The 20,123-nt window shown below is 65.5% G+C and carries 16 protein-coding genes; 7 read left to right on the top strand and 9 right to left on the bottom strand.

Annotated features, from left to right (window positions below):
* Nucleotides 1-27 precede the first annotated feature (27 nt).
* The 3 genes from ML540_RS12005 to ML540_RS12015 form a co-directional block, all read right to left on the bottom strand.
* Nucleotides 28-2,355 carry a GumC family protein gene (locus tag ML540_RS12005; protein WP_243361358.1) on the bottom strand — a complete coding sequence of 776 codons (2,328 nt, stop codon included), beginning with the start codon at nt 2,353-2,355 and terminating at the stop codon, nt 28-30.
* Between the two features lie 3 nt (nt 2,356-2,358).
* Nucleotides 2,359-3,099 carry a polysaccharide biosynthesis/export family protein gene (locus ML540_RS12010; RefSeq protein WP_243361747.1) on the bottom strand — a complete coding sequence of 247 codons (741 nt, stop codon included), beginning with the start codon at nt 3,097-3,099 and terminating at the stop codon, nt 2,359-2,361.
* Between the two features lie 107 nt (nt 3,100-3,206).
* Nucleotides 3,207-3,503 carry a hypothetical protein gene (locus ML540_RS12015; protein ID WP_243361361.1) on the bottom strand — a complete coding sequence of 99 codons (297 nt, stop codon included), beginning with the start codon at nt 3,501-3,503 and terminating at the stop codon, nt 3,207-3,209.
* Nucleotides 3,504-3,555: 52 nt separating this feature from the next.
* Here ML540_RS12015 and murJ point away from each other — a divergent pair, with 52 nt between their 5' ends.
* A complete protein-coding gene (gene murJ / locus ML540_RS12020) occupies nt 3,556-5,154 on the top strand; it encodes a murein biosynthesis integral membrane protein MurJ (protein ID WP_243361364.1) in 1,599 nt (532 codons plus the stop codon).
* A complete protein-coding gene (locus ML540_RS12025) occupies nt 5,151-6,344 on the top strand; it encodes a glycosyltransferase family 4 protein (protein WP_243361366.1) in 1,194 nt (397 codons plus the stop codon). Before murJ ends, ML540_RS12025 begins: the two co-directional genes overlap by 4 nt.
* Before the next feature lie 66 nt (nt 6,345-6,410).
* Here ML540_RS12025 and ML540_RS12030 read toward each other — a convergent pair whose 3' ends face one another.
* The gene (locus ML540_RS12030) at nt 6,411-7,268 is read right to left on the bottom strand and encodes a deoxyribonuclease IV (RefSeq protein ID WP_243361368.1); all 858 of its coding nucleotides are present in this window, start codon (nt 7,266-7,268) and stop codon (nt 6,411-6,413) included.
* Between the two features lie 102 nt (nt 7,269-7,370).
* Between ML540_RS12030 and ML540_RS12035 the strand changes: the two genes are divergently transcribed.
* Nucleotides 7,371-8,588, top strand: a complete 1,218-nt coding sequence (locus tag ML540_RS12035) for a glycosyltransferase family 4 protein (RefSeq protein ID WP_243361370.1) — start codon at nt 7,371-7,373, stop codon at nt 8,586-8,588.
* A 211-nt stretch (nt 8,589-8,799) separates the two neighbouring features.
* Here the strand turns inward: ML540_RS12035 and ML540_RS12040 are convergent, their stop codons facing one another.
* Nucleotides 8,800-9,885: a glycosyltransferase gene (locus ML540_RS12040; protein WP_243361372.1), complete on the bottom strand. Its 1,086-nt coding sequence runs from the start codon at nt 9,883-9,885 to the stop codon at nt 8,800-8,802.
* Nucleotides 9,886-9,962: 77 nt separating this feature from the next.
* Between ML540_RS12040 and ML540_RS12045 the strand changes: the two genes are divergently transcribed.
* Nucleotides 9,963-11,378: a lipopolysaccharide biosynthesis protein gene (locus ML540_RS12045; RefSeq protein WP_243361374.1), complete on the top strand. Its 1,416-nt coding sequence runs from the start codon at nt 9,963-9,965 to the stop codon at nt 11,376-11,378.
* Between the two features lie 52 nt (nt 11,379-11,430).
* On the opposite strand, the gene ML540_RS12050 is transcribed toward ML540_RS12045, so the two are convergent.
* The gene (locus ML540_RS12050) at nt 11,431-11,601 is read right to left on the bottom strand and encodes a hypothetical protein (RefSeq protein WP_243361376.1); all 171 of its coding nucleotides are present in this window, start codon (nt 11,599-11,601) and stop codon (nt 11,431-11,433) included.
* A 36-nt stretch (nt 11,602-11,637) separates the two neighbouring features.
* The gene (locus ML540_RS12055) at nt 11,638-13,071 is read right to left on the bottom strand and encodes a putative sulfate exporter family transporter (protein ID WP_243361378.1); all 1,434 of its coding nucleotides are present in this window, start codon (nt 13,069-13,071) and stop codon (nt 11,638-11,640) included.
* A gap of 378 nt (nt 13,072-13,449) precedes the next feature.
* Here ML540_RS12055 and ML540_RS12060 point away from each other — a divergent pair, with 378 nt between their 5' ends.
* The 3 genes from ML540_RS12060 to ML540_RS12070 are packed head-to-tail and all read left to right on the top strand — an operon-like array spanning nt 13,450 to nt 16,448.
* Nucleotides 13,450-14,772: a histidine kinase dimerization/phospho-acceptor domain-containing protein gene (locus tag ML540_RS12060; RefSeq protein ID WP_243361380.1), complete on the top strand. Its 1,323-nt coding sequence runs from the start codon at nt 13,450-13,452 to the stop codon at nt 14,770-14,772.
* 34 nt (nt 14,773-14,806) lie between these two features.
* Nucleotides 14,807-15,445, top strand: a complete 639-nt coding sequence (locus ML540_RS12065; protein WP_243361382.1) for a DUF47 domain-containing protein — start codon at nt 14,807-14,809, stop codon at nt 15,443-15,445.
* Nucleotides 15,438-16,448 (top strand): inorganic phosphate transporter, encoded by a 1,011-nt coding sequence (locus ML540_RS12070; protein ID WP_243361383.1) that lies wholly within the window; start codon nt 15,438-15,440, stop codon nt 16,446-16,448. Before ML540_RS12065 ends, ML540_RS12070 begins: the two co-directional genes overlap by 8 nt.
* Before the next feature lie 84 nt (nt 16,449-16,532).
* Here ML540_RS12070 and ML540_RS12075 read toward each other — a convergent pair whose 3' ends face one another.
* Nucleotides 16,533-16,994: a MarR family winged helix-turn-helix transcriptional regulator gene (locus ML540_RS12075; RefSeq protein WP_243361386.1), complete on the bottom strand. Its 462-nt coding sequence runs from the start codon at nt 16,992-16,994 to the stop codon at nt 16,533-16,535.
* Nucleotides 16,991-20,116, bottom strand: coding sequence for an efflux RND transporter permease subunit (locus tag ML540_RS12080; protein ID WP_243361388.1), 3,126 nt, complete (start codon nt 20,114-20,116; stop codon nt 16,991-16,993). The genes ML540_RS12075 and ML540_RS12080 overlap by 4 nt, the downstream gene beginning before the upstream one ends.
* Nucleotides 20,117-20,123: the final 7 nt, after the last annotated feature.

The following is a 20,123-nucleotide window of genomic DNA, read 5'->3' on the forward strand; positions in this document are numbered from 1 at the left end:
AAGACCGGCCGGACGGCGGGCCCGGAATCATATCTGGCGGTAGAGCCAGCTTGGTATGTAGAACCGGCGCTTGTTGAGCACGACCCCCAGAATGCGGGCGTTGACCTCTTCCAGCCGCTCCTTGGTGCGCTCGACGATCTGCACGCGCACCCGCTCGGCTTCCACCACCAGGATCACGCCATCCGCCACCGTGGCGATGCGGGTGGGGACGTTGGAGCGCCATACGGCCGGACAGTCGATGACGATGTAGCCGAAGCCGTCGCGGTATTTGCCCACCACGGCTTCCATGTACCGGGGGTCGATGCAGGCGTCGTCGCCGGTGAGCGCCCCGCCCGCGGGCAAGAGCCACAGGCGGGGATAGTCGGGTTGGGCCACCGGCTCCACATAGTCGGTGCGCCCGGCGATCAGATCGGAAAGGCCGTGGGAATCGCCCAGGGTGCAGAAGACCTCCTGCATGCACGGGCTCCCCAGGTTGGCGTCGATCAGGAGCACCTTCTCGCGGCTGTTCTTGGCCAGGGAAATGGCCAAGTTGGCGGCCACGGTGCTCACGCCCTCGCCGTCGTAGCTTGCGGTGACGGCGATGCTGCGGGGAGGCTTGGAGAGCTCGGAGCGCTTCAGAAACAGTCTGTCCCACATGTTGTCGTAGAAACGCTCGGTATGAACCCGGGCGTAGGCGCGGGACTCCGGAGTCCTGGGAGGCTCTGGCTTGCCCGCGAACTGCTCCTTGATGCTGGTCCCGAGCTTCACCGCCGCGTCACGGAACATTCTCCCAGCCCCGCCCCCTTCTCCGGGCGGTGCCCCCGGCGCCTCGCAGGATTCGGCCTTGAAGAACCTGGCGGGCACGTCCAGCAGCACCGGCAACATGATGGAGTATTCCACATCCTCGGGCCGGTTCACGGTGTGGTCCAGATATTCCAGGATGAAGGCCAGGGCCAGCGAGCCGATGACGGCCAGCACCAGGCCGGCGGCCAGATTGCGCAGCATCCTGGGCTTGACGTGGCGCACGGGAAGGGAAGGCTCCTGCACGATGCTGATGCTCGAAATGCGCTGGGTCTTGAGGGCCTCGTCGATGCGGGCCTCCTCCAGACTGTTCTTGTACTTCGAGTAGTTGGCGGAGAGGACGTCCTTTTCGCGTTCGAGATTCTTCACGGAATACTCGAACTCGTTCAGGTCGCGGAAATCGTTCATGAGCTTGTCCATCTGCGTGCCGAGCACGGTGCGCTTGGCCACGAGCGCGGAATGGACGGTCTCCTCGGCCACCAGGGAGCTTGTGAGCTCCATGAAGATGGGGTTGGTGCCCACCACGGTCTGGGTACGGTTGCTGGCCTGCTCCTTGAGCATCTTCTCGGCCTCGGCCACCTGGCGGGCGATCTCCTTGGCCTGGGCGGTGTCGGGCTTGTAGATGGAGAGAATCTCCTGCTGCTTCAGCTGGAGCCGGAAGAGGTCCTGGCGCATGTAGTCGTAGGCCTGGTTGGCCACGTTCTTCTGCACCTCGCGGGTCATGGTCTCGGGGAATTTGGCCAGCTGCGCGCGCACCGAGTCCACCTTGGCCTTGGAGGCGGCAACGCTCGAGTCGGTGCCCTCCACTTGTTGGCGCAGGTAGGAGTATTGGTCGCGCAGGGTGCGCTGCTGGTCTTCCACCGAGGAGATGCCCAGGCGATTCTTGAGCTCCAGCAGCTGGTTCTCCGTCCTGAGCAGGGCCTGTCGCACCTGCTCGGTCTGCTGCAGGAAGAATTCGTAGGAGCCGGGAGTCCAGTGCGCGGAAATGTGCTTGTCCTGGTACGCCTCGATCAGGGTGTTGAGCACCTGCTGCGACAGCTTCGGGTCCTGGGATTCGTAGGACAGCGCGATGATGTTGGAGCGCGGCAGGGCCTCGATCTTGACGGACTGCATGACTGTGCGCACGGCCTGGTCGCGTTCGCGTATGGTCGCGCGCAGCAGGGCGTCCCCGGCCATGGGTTTTACCGGCTCGTCATCCTTTTCGAGGATGCGGTCCGCCCCCACGGACGTGACCACCCGCTCGGCCATCTCCTGGCTCTGCAGGATGATCATCTCGGAGTTGACCTCTGTCTCGCGGTTCTGCTGGACGCTCACCACCTGCCCCGACGCGGCCACGGTGGGGTCGATGACCGCCGACTGGCGGCCGAGCTTGATGAGGATCTCCGCGTCGGACTTGTATATCCGGGGGGCCAGGAACGTGCCCGTCACCACGGCCAGAAGCACGGAAAAGAAGAACAGCAGCACGTTGGCCTGGTGCCGGAAGAGCACGTGATAGACGTCGCGCATGGTCTTGGGCGCCACTTTCGACCCCAGGACCGAGTGCGTGATGGGAGAGCCTATGGAGGTGAAGTTCATGCGCTAGAAATTGGTCTGCACGCCAAGGGACTTGACCACCGGCCCGGCTCCGGAGTCGGTGATCGAGGCGGCCATGCCGGTCCGGGGAACCATCTTGTTGATGTACTGCTCGACGAAGTCGTTGACCTGGGTGATGACGGTCCTGGGCACCCAGACGATGTCCCCGGGCTGCAGCCAGAACACCTTGCCCGCCTTGCCGTCGAGCTCGTCGGTGAGATCCACCTTGCAGCCGTAGCGCTCGTCGCCCTTGTGGCGCACCACGATGATGCTGGACATAGCCGCCGTCTTGGGGTCCTGCCCGCCCGCGCGCATCACGGCCTCCAGGGCGGTCATGCGGTTTCGCACCCGTATGAGCCCGGGGGAGCGCACCTCTCCGCCTACGTAGACCTGCAGGTTGGACTGGGAGCGCATGATCACCGTGAGGTCGGGATAATTGAGCTTGCCCGAGTACATCTCGGACAGCTCGCGGCGCAGCTGGGCCAGGCTCTTGCCCTCGGCCTGCACCTCGCCGACCATGGGCAGGTCGATCTTGCCGTCGGAGCGAACGGCCTGGGAATCGTTGAACTGCGTGGCGTAGGTGAAGCGGAACTCCAGCACGTCGCCCGCGGCGATCGTCACTGGATCGACCGGCTCCAAGGCCATCTCGGACGATTTCTTGGCCGGTTTGGCGCACCCGGCCACGCACAGGACGACCGTCAGGATCAATGCGGCCGCCCGTAGCGGAGTCATGTGCCAGACATTCATGATTCGCACGCACCTCTACGCAGTATGGACCATCCGGGCCTTTCACCGGCCCTTCTGCAACGAGAGTCCCGGGGGCGCAACGATGTACATTCCCTGCCGCATGCAAACTACGTGCAAGGCAAGAAAGAGTCAATACGATCAGCGCGATTGTCCACCGGAAGCAACACTTTTTGGAGATTGTTCTCCCGCTCCAGCCACCGGATCTGAGGGCGTACATCAAAAAATGTCGCAATGAAATTATTGAAAAACGCAATGCCGAAAGAACCCAACAACGGCACAATCAAATCAAAAAACCTCCCGTTCCTCTCTGCGAAACGGGACCGGATCAAAAATGCATTCGACCAGTTTTTCAACCGCACGAACACCTGCCTGCGGCGAAGGATCTCCTGCGCATCGAGATGCATTCATGACGCCGCTTCCCGCGTTGACTTCGCCTCCTGCGTTCCGTAGCCAGTCTTGAACAGCCGCGCCAAGACGCCGGACAACTCCATGGACCATAAAAGCATCAATACGTCTTTCTTCCGCACTTCGCTGTTCGTGGTATCCATAAACATCCTGAGCAAGGTGCTCGGCGTGGCCAGGGAGGCTTTGGTCGCGGGCAGCTTCGGCGCGCGCGAGGCCACCGACGCCTTCTTCACCGCCTGGAGGCTTCCCGACGTTCTGTTCAACAGCCTGCTCGGCGTGCTCATCGCCAACACCTTCATCCCCGTCTATTACGAACTCACCCAGAAGCACGGCGAAGAGGCCGCCCGGCGATTCGCCCGCGCCGCCTCGGGAGCGGTGCTTGCCGTGCTTGCCGTGCTGGGGGCGGCCTACGCCCTCTTCGCCCCGGCCATCATGGAATTTCTCGCCCCGGGCCTCGACCCGCAGGCCCACCAGCTGGCCACCAGAATGGCCCGGATGCTCGCGCCCGTGGTGCTGGCCGGAGGGATCACCGGCCTGTTCCGGAGCCTCCTGCACGCGCACCGGCAGTTCATCGCCCCGGCGTTTCTCCCTGTGGTGCAGAACGTCTGCGTCATCGTCATGCTCCTTACCCTGACCGGCACCTACGGCGTGGAGGTCATGGCCCAGGCACTGCTCCTCTCCTCGGTCCTCCAGGCGCTCATGCTGCTCGTCCCCCTGAGGCGCGACGGAGCGGTCCCGGCCCCGGCCGTGGACGTATCCGATCCGGGCCTCAAGCGCATGGGGGCGCTCATGCTTCCCTCGCTGGCCACCTTCGCCCTGGGCAACGTGGTGCCCCTGGTGGAGGTGCACCTGGCCTCGGAGGTCTCCACCGGGGCCATCTCCTACCTGAGCTACGCCTACCGGCTGTTCTCCCTGCCCGAACAGATCTTTGTCCTGGCCCTCTCCGCCATGCTCTTCCCCTTCCTGGCCCGCGACGCCAGCCTCGGCGACAACGGGGCCATGGCCGGCAAGCTGGCGGCCGGGATGCGCCTGAGCCTCTACCTGATGCTGCCGCTGGGGATGTTCCTCGTCGTGTACAGCCACGAATTCGTCCGGGTGTTCCTGGGCTGGGGCTCCTTCGACGATGCCGCCGTAGCCGGGACCGGACTCACCCTGGCTGCCTACTCGGGCGGGCTCTTCGCCGTGTGCGCGCGCAACCTCCTGGTGGACGCCTGCTTCGCCCTCAAGACTCCGGGCCTGATCCTCAAGGCGGCCGCAGCCATGATCCCCGTCAACGTGGCCCTGGACGTATGGCTCGCAAAAACGCTCGGCACGCCGGGACTGAGCCTGGGCTTCTCCCTCACCGCCGTACTGCACTGCGCCATGCTGTACCTGGCCTTGCGCGCAAGGCTCGAAGGCCTGGACCAGCGGGCGCTGCTGGCCGCGTTCGGCCGGGCCACGCTGGCTGGCCTGGCCATGGCGGCGGCCTGTTGGTGGCTCAGGCCCGCAATCGTCGGGATCATCGACGGGCGCGGCTTCGCAAGCAGGCTCGCCGCCCTGGTCCTGGCCGGATCCGTCGCGTTGGCCGTCTACGTGGGCGTCCAGGCGCTCCTGCGCTGCCCCGAGCAGGGGCTCATCGCGGCAGCCGTGCGCCGCAGAGGGAAGCCATGAGCAAAATCCGCGTCCTGCACGTGCTCAACCATTCGCCCTGGTACTTCCGGGACCCGACCCGGCCCATGGACGCGCAGTCCATGACGGACGACTGGCATGTGCGCACCGCCACGGCCCTGCACCGCGCCTTCCCCGGCCGGTTCGCCCTGGAATGCTGGCGGCCGGACTGGCGCGAACCCCGGGAAAAGACCGTCGACGTGAACGGCCTCGCCTGCCGCATCTTCCCGTCCCGCCCCGCCCCGCTGGGAAAGTTCAGCTACGAAACGAGCCTGCCCATGCTCCGCGCCCTCTGGGGCAAGGCCCGGCGGGAACGCTTCATCCTGCACATGCACGAGGTGCACTCGGCCTTCGGCGTCCTGGCCGGACTGCTGCCGCGAAACGCCATCAAGACCGCTCACAACCACGGCACCCCGCCCCTGGGCCTGCGCCTGGCCGAGGGCCGCCCCCCCGCCAAGCGCCTGGCGCTCACGGCCGCGCTGCCCCTGGAGAACGCGTCCCTTGCCCGCTACGGCCACGTCTTCGCCATCTCCGACCGGGAGCTGTCCTACCTGCGCGGACGCCGCGTGCCCGCCTCCAAGCTCACCATGGGGGTGGACTTCCAAGCCTTCACCCCCCGGGACAAGGCCCTGGCCAGGCAACGCCTCGGATTGCCCGCCAAGGCCAAGATCGCCTTCTACATCGGGCGCTACTTCCGGCTCAAAGGCGTGGACAAGATCCTGGACGCCATGGACGCCGTGCGCTCCTCGCTCCCCGAGGCTTGTCTCCTGATGGCCGGGGGATTCCCCCAGGACGAACTTTTCGAACAGGTGATGGCCAGGGCCGACCGGGGGATGCCCCGCGTGCCCCACGCCGACCTGCCGGACTACATCGCTGCCAGCGACTTGTGCATCATCAACGTGGCCGAACCGGGGCTCCTGGGCATCGGCATGGCCGCCGTGGAGGCCATGGCCATGGACGTGCCCGTTCTCTCCAGCGCCCTGGGGGAATTCCCCGGACCGGCCGCCGAGCGCGACAGGCTGGGGATATGGTACCGCCCCGGCCGCGACGACCTGGCCCAGGCCGTACGGCAGGGGCTCGCCCTGGAAGCCGGCCCCTGCCCGCGCGAGATCGCCCGGAAATACTACGACTGGCCGGTCATCGCGGCGGAGATCGCCCGTGTTTACGAGGAGCTTTGGGACGCGAGGCAATGAGGAGGGAGGAGGAGCCTCCGGCGGCCAACGGGCTGCGCCATCCGGACACCCTTTTTGCTTCGCACCCTAGACCGGCGATTTCCCGATCAGCTTTTGAAGCGCCTTCAGATTCTTCACGTCTTCCAGCAGTTCCTTCTCCTTGTGCGTCTCAAGCACCATGGGCAGCCCAATCAGCGCCGGATGGTTCATGACCACCCGGAAGCCCTCCAGCCCGATGGCGCCCTCTCCGATGTGCTCGTGCCGGTCGAGCCTGGACCCGAGCCCTCCCTTGGAATCGTTGACGTGCACGAGCTTGAGCCTCTCCGGGTCCAGAAGCGCAAGCGCCGCGTCCAGGCCCTGGCGCGTCGCCACATCGTATCCTGCCGCGAAGGCGTGGCAGGTGTCCAGGCACAGTCCCAGGCGGCAGGGATGCTTCGAGCGGGCGATGATCCCGGCCAGTTCCTCCAGGTCGGCCCCCAGTCCCGTACCCTGTCCGGCGGTGTTCTCCAGGAGGATCATAGGGCCGTCCCCGCCCTTTTCCAGGGCTAGGTCGAGGGTCCGGGCCGCCCGCTCCAGGGATTCCTCGAGCCCGGCTCCGGTGCGCGAGCCCGGGTGCAGCACCACCCAGGGGATGGACAGCGCTCGGCAGCGCTCGAGTTCCTCGGCCAGGGCCCCGGCCGAGCGCCGTCTGGCCGCCTCGTCCGGCGAGGCGATGTTGAGCAGGTAGGAGGCGTGGCTGGCCACCGGGTAGCCACCCCACTGTTCCCAGGCCCTGGCGAAGGCGTCCGCTTCTTCGGCGCTCACCGGGGCTGCCTCCCACTGGCGCTGGTTGCGCGTGAAAATCTGCAAAGCCGTGCCGCCTACCTTGATGATGCGCTCGAAGGCCGTATGGAGGCCGCCCGAGACGGATTCATGAGCCCCAAGGAGTCGTTTATTACTGTTCATTAATAATTTCCTGACCAAAATGAGATTGTGGAGATCAGTTTGGAATGCTATTTATTTTTCTCCGCACGAAACATCCCCGCGGAGCGAAACATCCGTATCTTTATGACCAATACCGCATACGTAACTCTCTGGTACCCCAAGCCTTCGGAAACCTTCGTAGTCGGAGAAGTGGCCGCCCTGCGCGCCCTCGGCATGCCCGTGAAGGTCTACACTCTTTATGGCAAGCTTTCCAAGCACATCAGCAAGGACATGGAAGCCAGCTGCTCGCCCGTTGAGCGCCTGGGCACCGTGAGCGTCTTCCGCTGCCTGGCGGCGCTGCGCTGGTGGTGGAAGAACCATCCGGAACTCTTCAGGCGCACGGCCAAGACCGTGCTGGGCCGCTTCTGGCGCGATCTGGAGCAGACCGGCGAGAACTCCTGGGCCTTCCTCACCGGCTGCCTGCTGGCCCGGCATTTCCAGGAGGAAGGGATCACCCATATCCATGCGGGCTGGGCCAACGGCCCGGCCACGGCGGCCTGGACGGCCTCGCTGCTGACCGGCATCCCGTTCAGCTTCACCGGCCGCGCGGGCGACATCTACCCGCCCGACGGCGCCCTTGAGGAGAAGATCGCGGCGGCCGCCTTCGTGCGCACCGACGCGGCGTTCAACCTGGAATACCTGCGCCAGTTCACCTGGGAAAAGCGCGACGACATACACCTTGTGCGCAACATGCTCTCCTGGGAGGTGCCCGAGCCGGGCGAGGTCCCCATGCGCGAGCCATACAGGCTGCTGGCCATCGCGCGTTTCGTCAAGACCAAGGGGCTGGACGTGCTTCTGGACGCCTGCGCGCTGCTCAATGAGCGCGGGGTGGACTTCCGGCTGACCCTGGCCGGGTCCGGCCGCATCGAAAACGCCCTGCGCGCCCAGGCCAAGCGCCTGGGCATCGAGGACAAAGTCGATTTCCCGGGCTTCGTGCTGCACCGCGACGTCCCTGACCTGATCCGGGCCCACGATATCTTCGTGATGCCGAGCAAGATCGGCTCCACCGGTGACCGCGACGGCCTGCCCACGGTGATCATGGAGGCGCTTTTGGGGCGCATCCCGGTGGTGGCCACCGACGTCGGGGGCATCCGGGAGGTGATCCGCGACGGCGAGACCGGGCTTCTCATCCCGCAGCGCAACCCCGAAGCCATCGCGGACGCCATCCTGAAGCTCGGCCGCGACCGCGGGAACGCCCTGCGCATGGCCGAAAACGGCAAGCGGATCGTCATCGACTTCTACGACACCGCGCGCAACGCCCGGACCTTCTACAAGTTCATTAGCGGCGAAGAGCCCGCCTGAACGAAATATAAAGATGCCTCCGGCGGCCAGAGAGGGCGCTGCCCTCTCTGGACTCTCCCGCCAGGGGGATCATCCCCCTGGACCCTCAATGAGCTTCGCGTTCACCAGCGTAATAACGCTGGTGAACGCGAAGCTCATTGAAAGTTTTCGAAGGAGAGTCCAGAGAGGAAACTTTTTTCAAAAAGTTTCCTCTCTGGCCGCCGGAGGCATCCTACTTCTTCCTCTCCACCAGCCTCTCCAGAATATCCGCATGCCGCCCCGCGACGCTCGTAAGCGAGTGCTCGGCCTGCGCGATCCTGCGTCCGGCCTCGCCGAAGCACCTGCGCAGCTCCTCGTTGGCGACCAGCTCGCCCAGCGCCTGGGCCAAGGCTTCCGGCTCCTTCTTGGATACGACGAAACCGGTGCGGCCGCTACGGATCACCTCGGGCACTCCGCCCACCGCCGTTCCCACGCAGGGCAGCCCCATGGCCATGGCCTCCAGGAGCACGTTGGGCATGCCTTCGTTTTCCGAGCTGAGCGCCACCACGTCGGCGGCGGCGAAATGCGGCCTGGGGTCCGGCACTCCAGGCAGAAGCTCCATGGCCTCGCGGGCAGGGCTCGCGCACAGGCGCGCGGCCAGGCGCTCGCGCAGTTCGCCGTCGCCCACCAGCCGCAGGCGGGCGTGGGGATGCTCGCGGTGAACGATTTCGAAGGCCCGGATGAGGGTCTCGTGGTCCTTGATGGGGGCCAGGCGCGCCAGGCACAGGATCACGCAGGTCCGGGGAGCGACGGGTGTTCCGGCCACCGGAGCGAAATATTCGGTGTCCACGCCGGTGGGGATCACCTCGATGCGCCCTTCCGGCAGCCGGTAGCGCGTCATCAGGGCCTGCTTCAAGGCCCGCGCGTTGCAGATGTGGAAGTGGGCCAGGTGCTTCAGCAGGGCCTCGTGCTGCCGCCACAGGTCGTCCCCGCCCCGGCAGTTGGCCACGACGACGGGCACGCGGGACAGACGGCCGAGCACCCGGCCCCAGATATTGGGCACCACGGTGAGCGCCATGAGGACCTGGGGCCGAAAGCGCGAAAGACCGCGCCACAGGCCCCACAAGCCTCCCGGTCCGACGGCGCGGGCGAGCGAGAGCTGGCGTACGGCCAGCCCGTACTGCCGGGCCCTGGGCAGGAAATCCCCGCCGCCCATGAGGGTCCAGATTTCCGTTTCGAAGCGGGAGGGGTCCAGGCGCCGGGCCAGTTCCAGGGCGTGGCGCTGGGTGCCGCCGAGTTCGAGGTCCTGCAGCAGCAGGACGGTCTTGATAGGACGCATGGTTGTATGAAATGACTCCGTCTTCCGGCTGGCCTCGTTTACGGCAAATCCCCCCGGCCCGCCACGAAAAACCATCCATGAGCTCCCAGCACTCAATCATCCGCAAATTCCTGCACCTGGCCACGGCCCAGTGGGTGCGCGACGGGCTGCACACGGCGCTCATCGTCACCCTGGCGCGGGCCAGCGCCGCAACCTACGGCGAATTCGTGCTGGCCTTTTCCCTGGCCCAGTTCATCCTGTTCCTGGGCGAATTCGGCCTGAACCAGCCCATGGTCATGGCTCTGAGCCGCAAATGGGGCGACAAGGGGCAGGTGCTGGCCCAGTACGGGCTCATCAAAATCGCGTTGCTCGGAGCCGGGATGATCGGGGTGACGGCGTTCTGCCTCATCCAGGGCTATTCGAACGGACTTTTGTGGATGTCGCTGGGCATCTGCGCCGGGTGCGGGCTGGAGCCCCTGGCAGGATCGTTCTTTGTGGCCCTTCGGGTGCAGCACAGGCAGGACCAGGAAGCGTACGTACGCTCGGCCTCGGCCATGCTGGGGTACGGCTACGCCCTGACCGCGCTGTACCTGGGCTGGCCCGCCTGGAGCTTCGGCCTGTTCAAGGTGGTGGAGAACCTGTGCAACCTGTGCGGCTCGGCCTGGCTGTGCATGCGCTGGGACGAGGTCTCGGGGCTGTCGCTCGGGCGCCGGGGTGTAGCCCGGGCCTGGCGCACCGCCGTCGGGGGGCTCGTGTTCGTGGCCATGGCCCTGGCGGCCATCGGCTACAACAAGGCCAATGTGTTCTTTCTGCAGCGCCACGGCGGTTCCGAGGCCGTGGGGGCCTACGGCACGGCCTGGGAACTGGTGGACGGGGTGTCCAACCTGGCGGCCTCGCTCCTGCTCTCGGGGGTAATCTATCCGCTGCTGGTGAAGCTGTGGCGCACCGACAAACAGGCGTTCGCGGCCCTGGCCCGCAACTGCGCCCGGACGCTCACGGCAGCGAGCCTGCCGGTGATGGCCGTGCTGGCCATGGAGTGCGACCGGCTGCTTCCGCTCATCTTCGGGCAGGCCTATGCGCCGAGCGCCTGGGTGGTGGCCTGGCTCGCGCCCTCCATCCTCATCGCCTTCCTGCACAACCTGGCGGCGTACATGATGCTGGCCTTCATGCGCGAGCGCCTGCTGCTGGCCATCTACACCGGTGGCCTGCTGGCCGGGCTGGCCCTGTGCTGGATGCTCATCCCGGGTTCGCCGTTGTGGGGCTCGGCCGTGGCCATCGTGGCCACCAAAGCCCTGGTGGGGGCGTGCACGGTGGGCTACTGCCAGCGGCGCGTGGGCTTCATGGACGCGGGCCAACTGGCCTTGGCAGGGGCTTGCGCCGCCCTGGCCGCCGGGCTGTGGTGGGGAGTCTCCCGCATCGGCCCGCGCGAAGCGGCCGAAGCCTGCGCCCTGGCCCCTCTTCTGTGGCTTTTGTGGCGCTGGCGTCCCCGCAAGGCCGCGCCTGCACCCAAATAGAAAGGGCGGCCCCGAGGCCGCCCTTCTGTGTTTTCGTACCTGTCGCGATCTTCTATCCGTGCGCGCCAGGGAAGAACACCGAACTCACCCAGTAGAGCACGAAGAGCAGCACCACGCCGAGCGAAATGCTCCAGGTGATGAGCTGCTTCTCAATGGGCATGAGCGGCTCCCACTCCATCTTCTTTATTTCTTCCGCTATCTTCACGTTGTTGTCCAACTGCATGAGCGTCTCCTTTTGGAAGGTGTCCGGTCTGGTCTGTTACGCCAGAGGCGGCTTCACGCCATGGAAGAACAGCCAGGAGATGAACAGGCCGATCCAGATGATGAAGCCGAAGAGGCAGACCACGTACACCATGGCCAGCCTGCCGATGCCCTCTTCCCAGAGCTTGCGGAAGTTGGACACCACGCCGATGGTGAAGAAGGTCAGGATGAAGAACAGCACCCGGAAGGTACTGGTCTCGCCGATGAGGCCCTTGCCCACCTTGAGCAGGTCCGGCCCCTTGGCGCACAGCACCAGCATGATCAGGAAGGTGATGACGTAGCCCAGCACGAAGCGAGGGAAGCGGTCCAGGATGTCGGAGAACTTCATGGCCCGGCCTTCCTTGCATTCGATCTTGGCGCACCAGACCCAGGCCAGCACGAAGGACCACACACCGATGAACACGTCGATGAAAATCTTCACCGTGGTGGCGGTCATGGTGACCCAGCCTTCCTGGTACTTGATGCCTTCCGTGGCCAGAGCGTGGGCGCGGATGAGGGCATCGGCGATGGCGCCGGAGGCGATGGCGCCGCCGTCGCTCTTCACGGCCAGGCCCATCCAGGCGCCGGCCACCAGGGGTTCGGTGGAAAGGCCCCACTGGGCCACGAAAGGCAGGATGAGCATCTCGACGCAGGTGAACACGACCACCAGCGAGGAAACCATGATGGGCACCACGGGACGGGCGCGGATGGCCCCGCCGGTGGCGATGGCGGCGGACACGCCGCAGATGGAGATGCCCGACGCCAGGGGCGCGGCCCATTCGCGGGAGAACTTGAAGTATTTGCGGGCCACGAAATACACCAGGGCCCAGTAGATCAGATAGGCTTCAACGATGGCGCACAGGCCCCGGAAAATCACCGAGGAGGCCAGGCCCAGGGCGTCCACGGCCTTCACGCCCAGTTCCGCGCCCAGGATGACGATGGCGATCTTCACGTACATTTCCGGCCGCAGGGCCTCCTTGAGGGAGTCGGCCACGCCGGGGAAGAAGTTGCCCACGATGATGCCCGCCACCAGGGCGATGATGAATCCCGCCTCGCCGGTCAGGCCCATGGACCATGTCAGCTTGTACTTGGCCAGCTCGTTGGGAGTGGCGGCGATGACGGCGTGGTTGCCCAGCGCGAAGCAGCCGTAGCAGACCAGGAACACCACAGTGAAGCCCTTGATGAACTTCAGGGTGTCTCCGCCCAGCATGGTCACGCCCACGGCCAGGAAGCCGGTCACGAACAGGTACATGTACAGCAGCGACATCCAGCCGCTGATCTTGAAGACTCCGGACGCGGGGGAGAATATTTTCGACGCGTCCGTCCACACGTTGGTTTTCAGGCTCCAGCCCAAGAGATCGACCCCGGCGAAGTTGAACGCGCCGAGCCCGAAGAGGATCATGCCCAGGATCAGGGCAAGCTTGTCTTCCGTCAGCCAGTTTTTTTGAGCCATACGGTTCTCCTCGAGTTAGGAATCAGGAACGCATGAACCCGCACCAGACACTAGTTATAAATACCTACAACCCGGTTTCGCCATTGTAAAGGTTCATCATTGTTGAATCATGTTGGGTGAAGGGTCATGAAGCGGCCTGTCTGGCCGCACGGCGGATCCGTTCCTTCCGGGGCGGCCCGATCGAGCATTACATTTTTGAAACGGTTTGCCGGCCAAAGCCCGCGCCCGGGGCGTGATCCAACGCGTCTTGTCGTCCGGAATCCGCCGTCGCCGGGGCTTTTCAGGCAAGGTCCTTCCTGGTATGCAGCGCCACCGTTTTGCGGTTCGGTTATGTTTCTGCTACGAGTGCGGGGAGCCGGATTCGCCAGGAGGTGCGCCATGCAACCCCGTCCTTATTTCACACGCCTGCTCGCCATATCCCTCGCGCTTCTTTTCGGCGCGGCGGTGTTCATCTTCTACGAGACCAGCTTCAACGCCCAGGCCGTGCAGCTGAAGGAATTCGAGGAGCGCGAGGCCAACACCCTGCGCGTGGTGGAATGGCTGCTGGCCTCCAAGGCCCCCTATTCCGGGGCGGAGTCGCTGCGCGGCCAGATCGGCGAACTCTCCAAGCGTTTCGGCATCCGCATCACCTACATCGAGGACGGCAAGGTGCTGGCCGAATCCGACCTGCCTCCCGCCGAGGCGGACAAGATGGAAGACCACTCCACCAGGCCCGAGGTGGTGGAGGCCGTGAAGACCGGATTCGGGCAATCCAACCGTTACAGCAACACGCTCCAGACCGAGATGCTCTACGTGGCCACCAGCATGAAGGGCACCGCCGGACTGCCCGACGGCGTGCTGCGCATCGCCGTGCCGTTCTCCGCCGTGCAGAAGTCGCTCTCGGAGTCGCGCTCGCGCTTCCTGGCCGTGGTGGCCGCCATGGTGCTGTGTTCGGTGGTCCTGGTGGTGTTTTTGGTGCGGCGCACCCAGGCCATGCTGCGCTCCTTCGGCCAGGTGGTGGGAGACCTGGGGCGCGAAGCGGCCCCGGACAAGATTCGCGTCTATCCCGGAACGGAGTTCAAGCCCCTGGTGGATTCCATCAACGTGCTGGCCAAGCAGGCCCGCAAGAGCATGCGCCACCTGCACGAAACCCGCTGCCAGTACGAGGCCGTGCTCGGCAAGATGACCGACGCCGTGGCCGTGCTGGACCAGGACGGGGTCATCCTGGCCCACAACGCCGCCCTGGAGTCGCTTCTGGACAACCCAGCCCTGCCCCCGGTCGGGCGGAACGTCCTAGAGGCCGGGCTTGGGCTCGCGGTGCACAACGCCGTGCGCGAAGCTTACGGCCAGGATTCCTCCGGCCCACGCCGCTTCGTGACCACCCTGCTCGGCGGAAAGATCGCCGACGTGGACCTGGTCCCCTACGCCACGGCCAAGGGCAAGCCCCGCCTGATCCTGGTGCTGCACGACATCACCGCCATGAAGAACGCGGAGCTCATCCTGCGCGAGTTCGTCATCAACGCCTCGCACCAGCTGCGCACCCCGCTCACCAGCATCCAAGGCTACGCCGCCACCTTGCTGGAATCGCCTCCCGAGGACATGGAGCAGGCCCAGGGCATGCTCTCGACCATTCTCAGAAAAAGCCAGGACATGAGCGCCGTGGTCACGGAGCTCCTGGACACTGCCGCGCCCCAGGCCGAAAGCGCACGCCGGCAGTCATAAATAAAGACAAACCGCATACGCCCAAGGAGCCCCCATGGGATTTTCCCTCTTCCCGAAGGACGTCAAGTTCTTCGACCTCTTCAAGGACCAGAACCGGAAACTGCTCAAGGCCGTGACCATCCTGGACGAGATATTCCACAGCTTCGAGGATGTCGAAGACCGCTGCACGCGCATCAACATCATCGAGGCCGAAGCCAACACCATCTCGCGGCGCATCTCCACGGAGTTGTCCTCTACCTTCATCACTCCCATCGACCGTGAGGACATCCACCAGATCAACATCACCCAGGAAGCCCTGATCAACATCGTCAAGGCCACGGCCACGCGCATCGGGCTCCTGGACTGCGGCGAGGTCCTCTACCCCTCGCGCAGGCTGGTGCGTTCGCTCAAGATCATGATCGAGGAGGCCGGGCACCTCCTGGGCAAGCTCTCCCAGAACAAGCCCGCCAAGGAACACATCGAGATCATCAAGGCCCACAAGTACGAGTGCGAGATGCTCCTGCTGGTGGGGCTCGGCGAGCTCTACGAAACAAAGGACCAGAAGAAGGACGACGCGGCCTCCATCATCCACATCGTCAAGTGGAACCACATCTACGGCCGTATCGAGCAGGCCGTGGAACGCGCCGAACGCTTAAGCGACGTGCTCGAAGGGGTCCTGCTTAAACATGCCTGAGATACCTCTTCTCCTCATTGTGATCGTGGTCGTCGCCCTGGTGTTCGATTTCACCAACGGCGCCCACGACTCGGCCAACGCCATCGCCACGGTCGTGTCCACCAAGGTGCTCTCCCCCAGGACGGCCGTGCTCATGGCTGCCGCGCTGGACCTGTTCGGGGCCTTCCTGGGCACCGAAGTGGCCCAGACCGTGGGCAGCGGCATCGTGGGGCCGGACGTTGTCGCAGGCTGCAAGATCCTGGTCCTGGCGGCCCTGTTCGGGGCCATCTGCTGGAACGTCCTCACCTGGTATCTGGGAATACCGTCCTCCTCTTCCCACGCCCTGATCGGGGGCCTGGTCGGCGCGACCATCGCCTACAAGGGCTGGGACGCCCCGAGCTATGCCTCCATCATCAAGAAGGTCGTCGTGCCGCTCTTGGCGTCGCCAGTGGCCGGTTTCCTGATGGGGTATTTTCTCATGGTCCTGCTGTCCTGGCTGTTCGTGAAGGCTCATCCCAGGACAGTCAACACCGCCTTCAAGAAGCTCCAGATCCTCTCCTCGGCCGTCATGGCCACCAGCCATGGCCTCAATGACGCCCAGAAGACCATGGGCGTCATCACCCTGGCCCTGGTCATATTCAAGATCCAGCCCGACGTGAGCATCCCCGTCTGGGTCAAGATCGCGTGCGCCACGGCCATGGCGCTCGGCACCGCGAGCGGTGGCTGGAAGATCGTGAAGACCATGGGCCACAAGATATTCAAGCTCGAACCCGTGCACGGCTTCGCCGCCGAAACCGCCGCTGCGGCGGTCATCATGAGCGCCTCGGCCATGGGCGCGCCCATCAGCACCACCCACACCATCTCCACCACGGTCATCGGCGTGGGAGCCTCCAAGCGCTTCTCGGCCGTGCGCTGGGGGGTGGCGGGCAACCTCGTGATCGCCTGGGTGTTGACGATTCCGGCTTCGGCGTGCGTGGGGGCGCTTTGCTTCTGGGCGCTGGAACTGATGGGGCTGGGCGGGTAGACCGCTCCGGCGCCGTCACATGCAAAAAAAGGCCGCCCCTCACGGGGCGGCCTTTTTTGATGCGCCAGGATCGGTGCGGCCGGGCTATCCGGCAGCCAGCAGATTGTCGCGCATGGCCAGCAGCACGGTGTGGGCCAGGCGCACGTCGCCCTCGGGGATGCCCCGGGCGATCTCGCGCTCCACGCTCTGCGCCGCCTGCACCAGTTCGTCCAGGAAGGGCTCGGCCTTGTCCGTGAGGCTCACGTGCTTCACCCGCCGGTCGCCGGGCACGGCGTCCCGCTTCACCCAGCCCATGCCCTCCAGCCGGTCCAGGAGCCTCACCAGCGAGGGGCCCTCCACGAAGAGCGCGTCGGCAAGCTCCCGCTGGGAGATCGGGCCTCCACTGCACAGAAGCGTGCCAACCACGTTCCACATGGCCTTGGAGAGCCCGTGGCGACGCAGCCGCTCGTCGATCCTGGACCGGAACGCCCGGCTCACTTCCTTCAGCGTGACAAAGAACCCCTCGATGCCCTCCCTCGGCACGGCCGAGCACGGCTTGAGCTTCATGACTCGTCCCCCTTGCGCCATTTGCGCCCGATGTTTCCGAGGCTCATGATGAGCTTGAAGAAGACCGGGATGAACAGGGGAGCCAGGAAGGTCGCTCCGAGCATCCCGCCGATCACGCCCGTTCCGATGGCGTGCCTGCTGTTGGCGCCCGCGCCCGAGCTCAGGGCGAGGGGAACGCAGCCCAAAACGAACGCGAGCGAGGTCATGATGATGGGTCGGAAGCGCAGGCGCGCGGCCTCCATGGCCGCCTCGGCCAGGGTGCGTCCCTGCTTGTAGCTCAAGACCGCGAATTCCACGATCAGGATGGCGTTCTTGGCCGCAAGGCCGATGAGCGTCACCAACGCCACCTGGAAGTAGATGTCGTTTGAGAGCCCCCGGGCCCAGGTGGCCAGGATGGCCCCGAACACGGCGAAGGGCACGGCCAGCACCACGGCCAGGGGCAGGGTCCAGCGCTCGTACTGGGCCGCCAGGATGAGGAACACCATGATGATGCCGAGCAGGAACACCAGGGCCGAGGAGCCGCTGGCCGCCTTCTCCTGGTAGGAGGAGCCGGACCAGGCCAGGCTGTACTCGGCGGGCAGCACCTCTTTCGCCACGGCCTCCATGGCCGCCATGGCCTGGCCCGAGCTGAAGCCCGGCGCGGGCGAGCCCATGAGCTTGGCCGCCGGGAACACATTGAAGCGCTCCATCACCTCGGGGCCGCTGGACTGGCTGACATTCACCAGCGACGGCAGGGGGATCATCTCGCCCTTGGCCGTGCGCACGAACACGTCCCGCAGGGCCTCGGGCCGGTCGCGGAAGTCCGCCTCGGACTGCAGCGTCACCCGGAAGGTGCGGCCGTACTTGTTGAAGTCGTTGACGTAATAGGCCCCGAAGGTGGCCTGCATCACCTCGAACACGCTGCCCACGGCGACGCCCTGGGCCAGGGCCTTGTCGCGGTCCAGTTCCACGTGCAGCTGGGGCACGTTGGCCCCGAAGGTCGTGGACACCCGGGCCAGCTCCGGCCGCTTGCCCGCCGCCGCGATGACCTTTTCGGTCATGGCCGCCAGGGCCTTGCTGTCGCCCTCGCCGCGGCTCTGGATGTAGGCCTCGAAGCCGCCGGTGGTGCTCATGCCGGTGATGGGCGGCGGGTTGAAGGCCAGCACCATGCCGCTTGGGATGCCCATGCCCAGGCCGAAGATGCGCTTGACCAGGTCAAAGGAGCTCTGGCCCGGCGCGTGGCGCTGTTCCCAGGGCTTCAAGGTGATAAACGACGTGCCGTAGTTGGAGCGGTTGGCCCCGGTGAGCGCGTCGTAGCCCGCGAAGGTCGCGGTCTCGGCCACGGTGGGGTCCTTGCTGGTCATGTCGTCCAGAACGGCGCAGATTTCGCGGCTGCGCACAAGCGACGCGCCGTCGGGCAGGATGGTGGCCGCGATGACGAACCCCTGGTCCTCGTCGGGGAGCATGGCCCCGGGCACCAGCTTGAAAAGCCCCCACGAGACCGCGCACAATCCCGCGAACAGGGCCACTGCCAGCACAGGCCTGCCGAGCAGGAAGCGCACGCCGCCCACGTAGCCGTCAGTGAACTTCTCAAAGCCTGCGTTGAAGGTCCTGAAGAACCCGCGCGGGGCGTGGTGCAGGTCGGGCAGCAAAAGCGAGCACAGGGCCGGGGTCAGGGTCAGGGCCACGATGCCGGAGATCACCACGGACACCGCGATGGTGATGGCGAACTGCTTGTACAGTTCGCCCGTCAGCCCGCCCATGAAGGCCACGGGCACGAACACCGAGCACAGCACCAGCACGATGGCGATGATGGGCCCGGTCACCTCCTCCATGGCCCTGGCCGTGGCCAGCGGCGCGCGCAACCCCTCCGAGCGCATGATGCGCTCCACGTTCTCCAGCACCACGATGGCGTCGTCCACCACGATGCCGATGGCCAGCACCATGCCGAAGAGCGTCAGGGTGTTGATGGAGAATCCGAGGGCGTACATGCCCGCGAACGCGCCCACGATGGACACGGGCACGGCCAGGAAGGGAATGAGCGTGGCCCGGAAGTTCTGCAGGAAGAGGTACACCACGAGAAACACCAGGAGCATGGCCTCGCCCAGGGTCTTGACCACCTCGTGGATGGACACGCGCACGAACTCCGTAGTGTCGTACACCACCGAGTGGGTGATGCCAGCCGGGAAGCGCGCCGAGAGCTCGGCCATCTTGGCCTTGACCGCGTCCGAGGTCTGCAGGGCGTTGGCCCCGGGAGCCAGGAACACGCCCATGGGCACGGTGGGCTTGCCGTTGTGCTTGCCAGAGAAGTTGTAGTCTTTCGCGCCGAGCTCCACCCGAGCCACGTCCTTCAGGCGAAGCGACGAGCCGTCCGCCTCGGAGCGCAGGATGATGTTCCCGAACTCCTCGGGCGTGGTGAGGCGACCCTTGGTGGTGACCATGTAGTTGATGTCCACGCGCTGGGCCGTGGGCTCCTGGCCGATGCGTCCGGCCGCGTACTGGGCGTTTTGCTGGTTGATGGCCTGGGCCACGTCGCCCGGCGTGAGCTTGAGCTGCGCCAGCTTGTCCGGGCGCAGCCACACGCGCATGGAATAGTCCTGGCTGCCGAAGATCACGGCGTCGCCCACGCCCGGCAGGCGCCTGAGCTCGTCAAGCACGTTCACCAGGGCGTAGTTGCTGATGAACACCGTGTCGTAGCGGCCGTCAGGGGAGTCCATGGTCAGGACCTGCAGGAAGTTCGAGGACTTCTTGCTCACCGTGACGCCCTGCCTGCGGACCTCCTCGGGCAGCGAGGTAAGCCCCGACTGCACCCGGTTGTTGACGTTGATGGTGGCCTGGTCAGGATCGGTGCCCACGGCGAAGACCACCGAGATGCTGATGGACCCGTCGCCCGCGCTGGTTGAGCGCATGTAGAGCATCCTGTCCACGCCGTTGATCTGCTGCTCAAGCGGCGCGGCCACGGTCTGGGCGATCACCTCGGGGCTCGCCCCCGGATAGTACGCCTGGACCTGCACCTCGGGCGGGATGATGTTGGGGTACTGGGCGATGGGCAGGGCGTTCATGGCCACGAGGCCCGCCATGACGATGACCAGCGAAATGACCGTGGAGAAGATGGGGCGGCTCAGGAAAAAACGCGACAGCATGCCTGAT

Source organism: Fundidesulfovibrio terrae (assembly GCF_022808915.1).
Lineage (GTDB): Bacteria > Desulfobacterota > Desulfovibrionia > Desulfovibrionales > Desulfovibrionaceae > Fundidesulfovibrio > Fundidesulfovibrio terrae.

Excerpts from the sequence above, each read along its gene's own strand:
- ML540_RS12005 (WP_243361358.1), bottom strand. The coding sequence starts at position 2,355 with ATGAACTTCACCTCCATAGGCTCTCCCATCACGCACTCGGTCCTGGGG.
- ML540_RS12010 (WP_243361747.1), bottom strand. The coding sequence starts at position 3,099 with ATGAATGTCTGGCACATGACTCCGCTACGGGCGGCCGCATTGATCCTG.
- ML540_RS12015 (WP_243361361.1), bottom strand. The coding sequence starts at position 3,503 with ATGCATCTCGATGCGCAGGAGATCCTTCGCCGCAGGCAGGTGTTCGTG.
- ML540_RS12025 (WP_243361366.1), top strand. The coding sequence starts at position 5,151 with ATGAGCAAAATCCGCGTCCTGCACGTGCTCAACCATTCGCCCTGGTAC.
- ML540_RS12030 (WP_243361368.1), bottom strand. The coding sequence starts at position 7,268 with ATGAACAGTAATAAACGACTCCTTGGGGCTCATGAATCCGTCTCGGGC.
- ML540_RS12035 (WP_243361370.1), top strand. The coding sequence starts at position 7,371 with ATGACCAATACCGCATACGTAACTCTCTGGTACCCCAAGCCTTCGGAA.
- ML540_RS12040 (WP_243361372.1), bottom strand. The coding sequence starts at position 9,885 with ATGCGTCCTATCAAGACCGTCCTGCTGCTGCAGGACCTCGAACTCGGC.
- ML540_RS12045 (WP_243361374.1), top strand. The coding sequence starts at position 9,963 with ATGAGCTCCCAGCACTCAATCATCCGCAAATTCCTGCACCTGGCCACG.
- ML540_RS12050 (WP_243361376.1), bottom strand. The coding sequence starts at position 11,601 with ATGCAGTTGGACAACAACGTGAAGATAGCGGAAGAAATAAAGAAGATG.
- ML540_RS12055 (WP_243361378.1), bottom strand. The coding sequence starts at position 13,071 with ATGGCTCAAAAAAACTGGCTGACGGAAGACAAGCTTGCCCTGATCCTG.
- ML540_RS12060 (WP_243361380.1), top strand. The coding sequence starts at position 13,450 with ATGCAACCCCGTCCTTATTTCACACGCCTGCTCGCCATATCCCTCGCG.
- ML540_RS12065 (WP_243361382.1), top strand. The coding sequence starts at position 14,807 with ATGGGATTTTCCCTCTTCCCGAAGGACGTCAAGTTCTTCGACCTCTTC.
- ML540_RS12070 (WP_243361383.1), top strand. The coding sequence starts at position 15,438 with ATGCCTGAGATACCTCTTCTCCTCATTGTGATCGTGGTCGTCGCCCTG.
- ML540_RS12075 (WP_243361386.1), bottom strand. The coding sequence starts at position 16,994 with ATGAAGCTCAAGCCGTGCTCGGCCGTGCCGAGGGAGGGCATCGAGGGG.
- ML540_RS12080 (WP_243361388.1), bottom strand. The coding sequence starts at position 20,116 with ATGCTGTCGCGTTTTTTCCTGAGCCGCCCCATCTTCTCCACGGTCATT.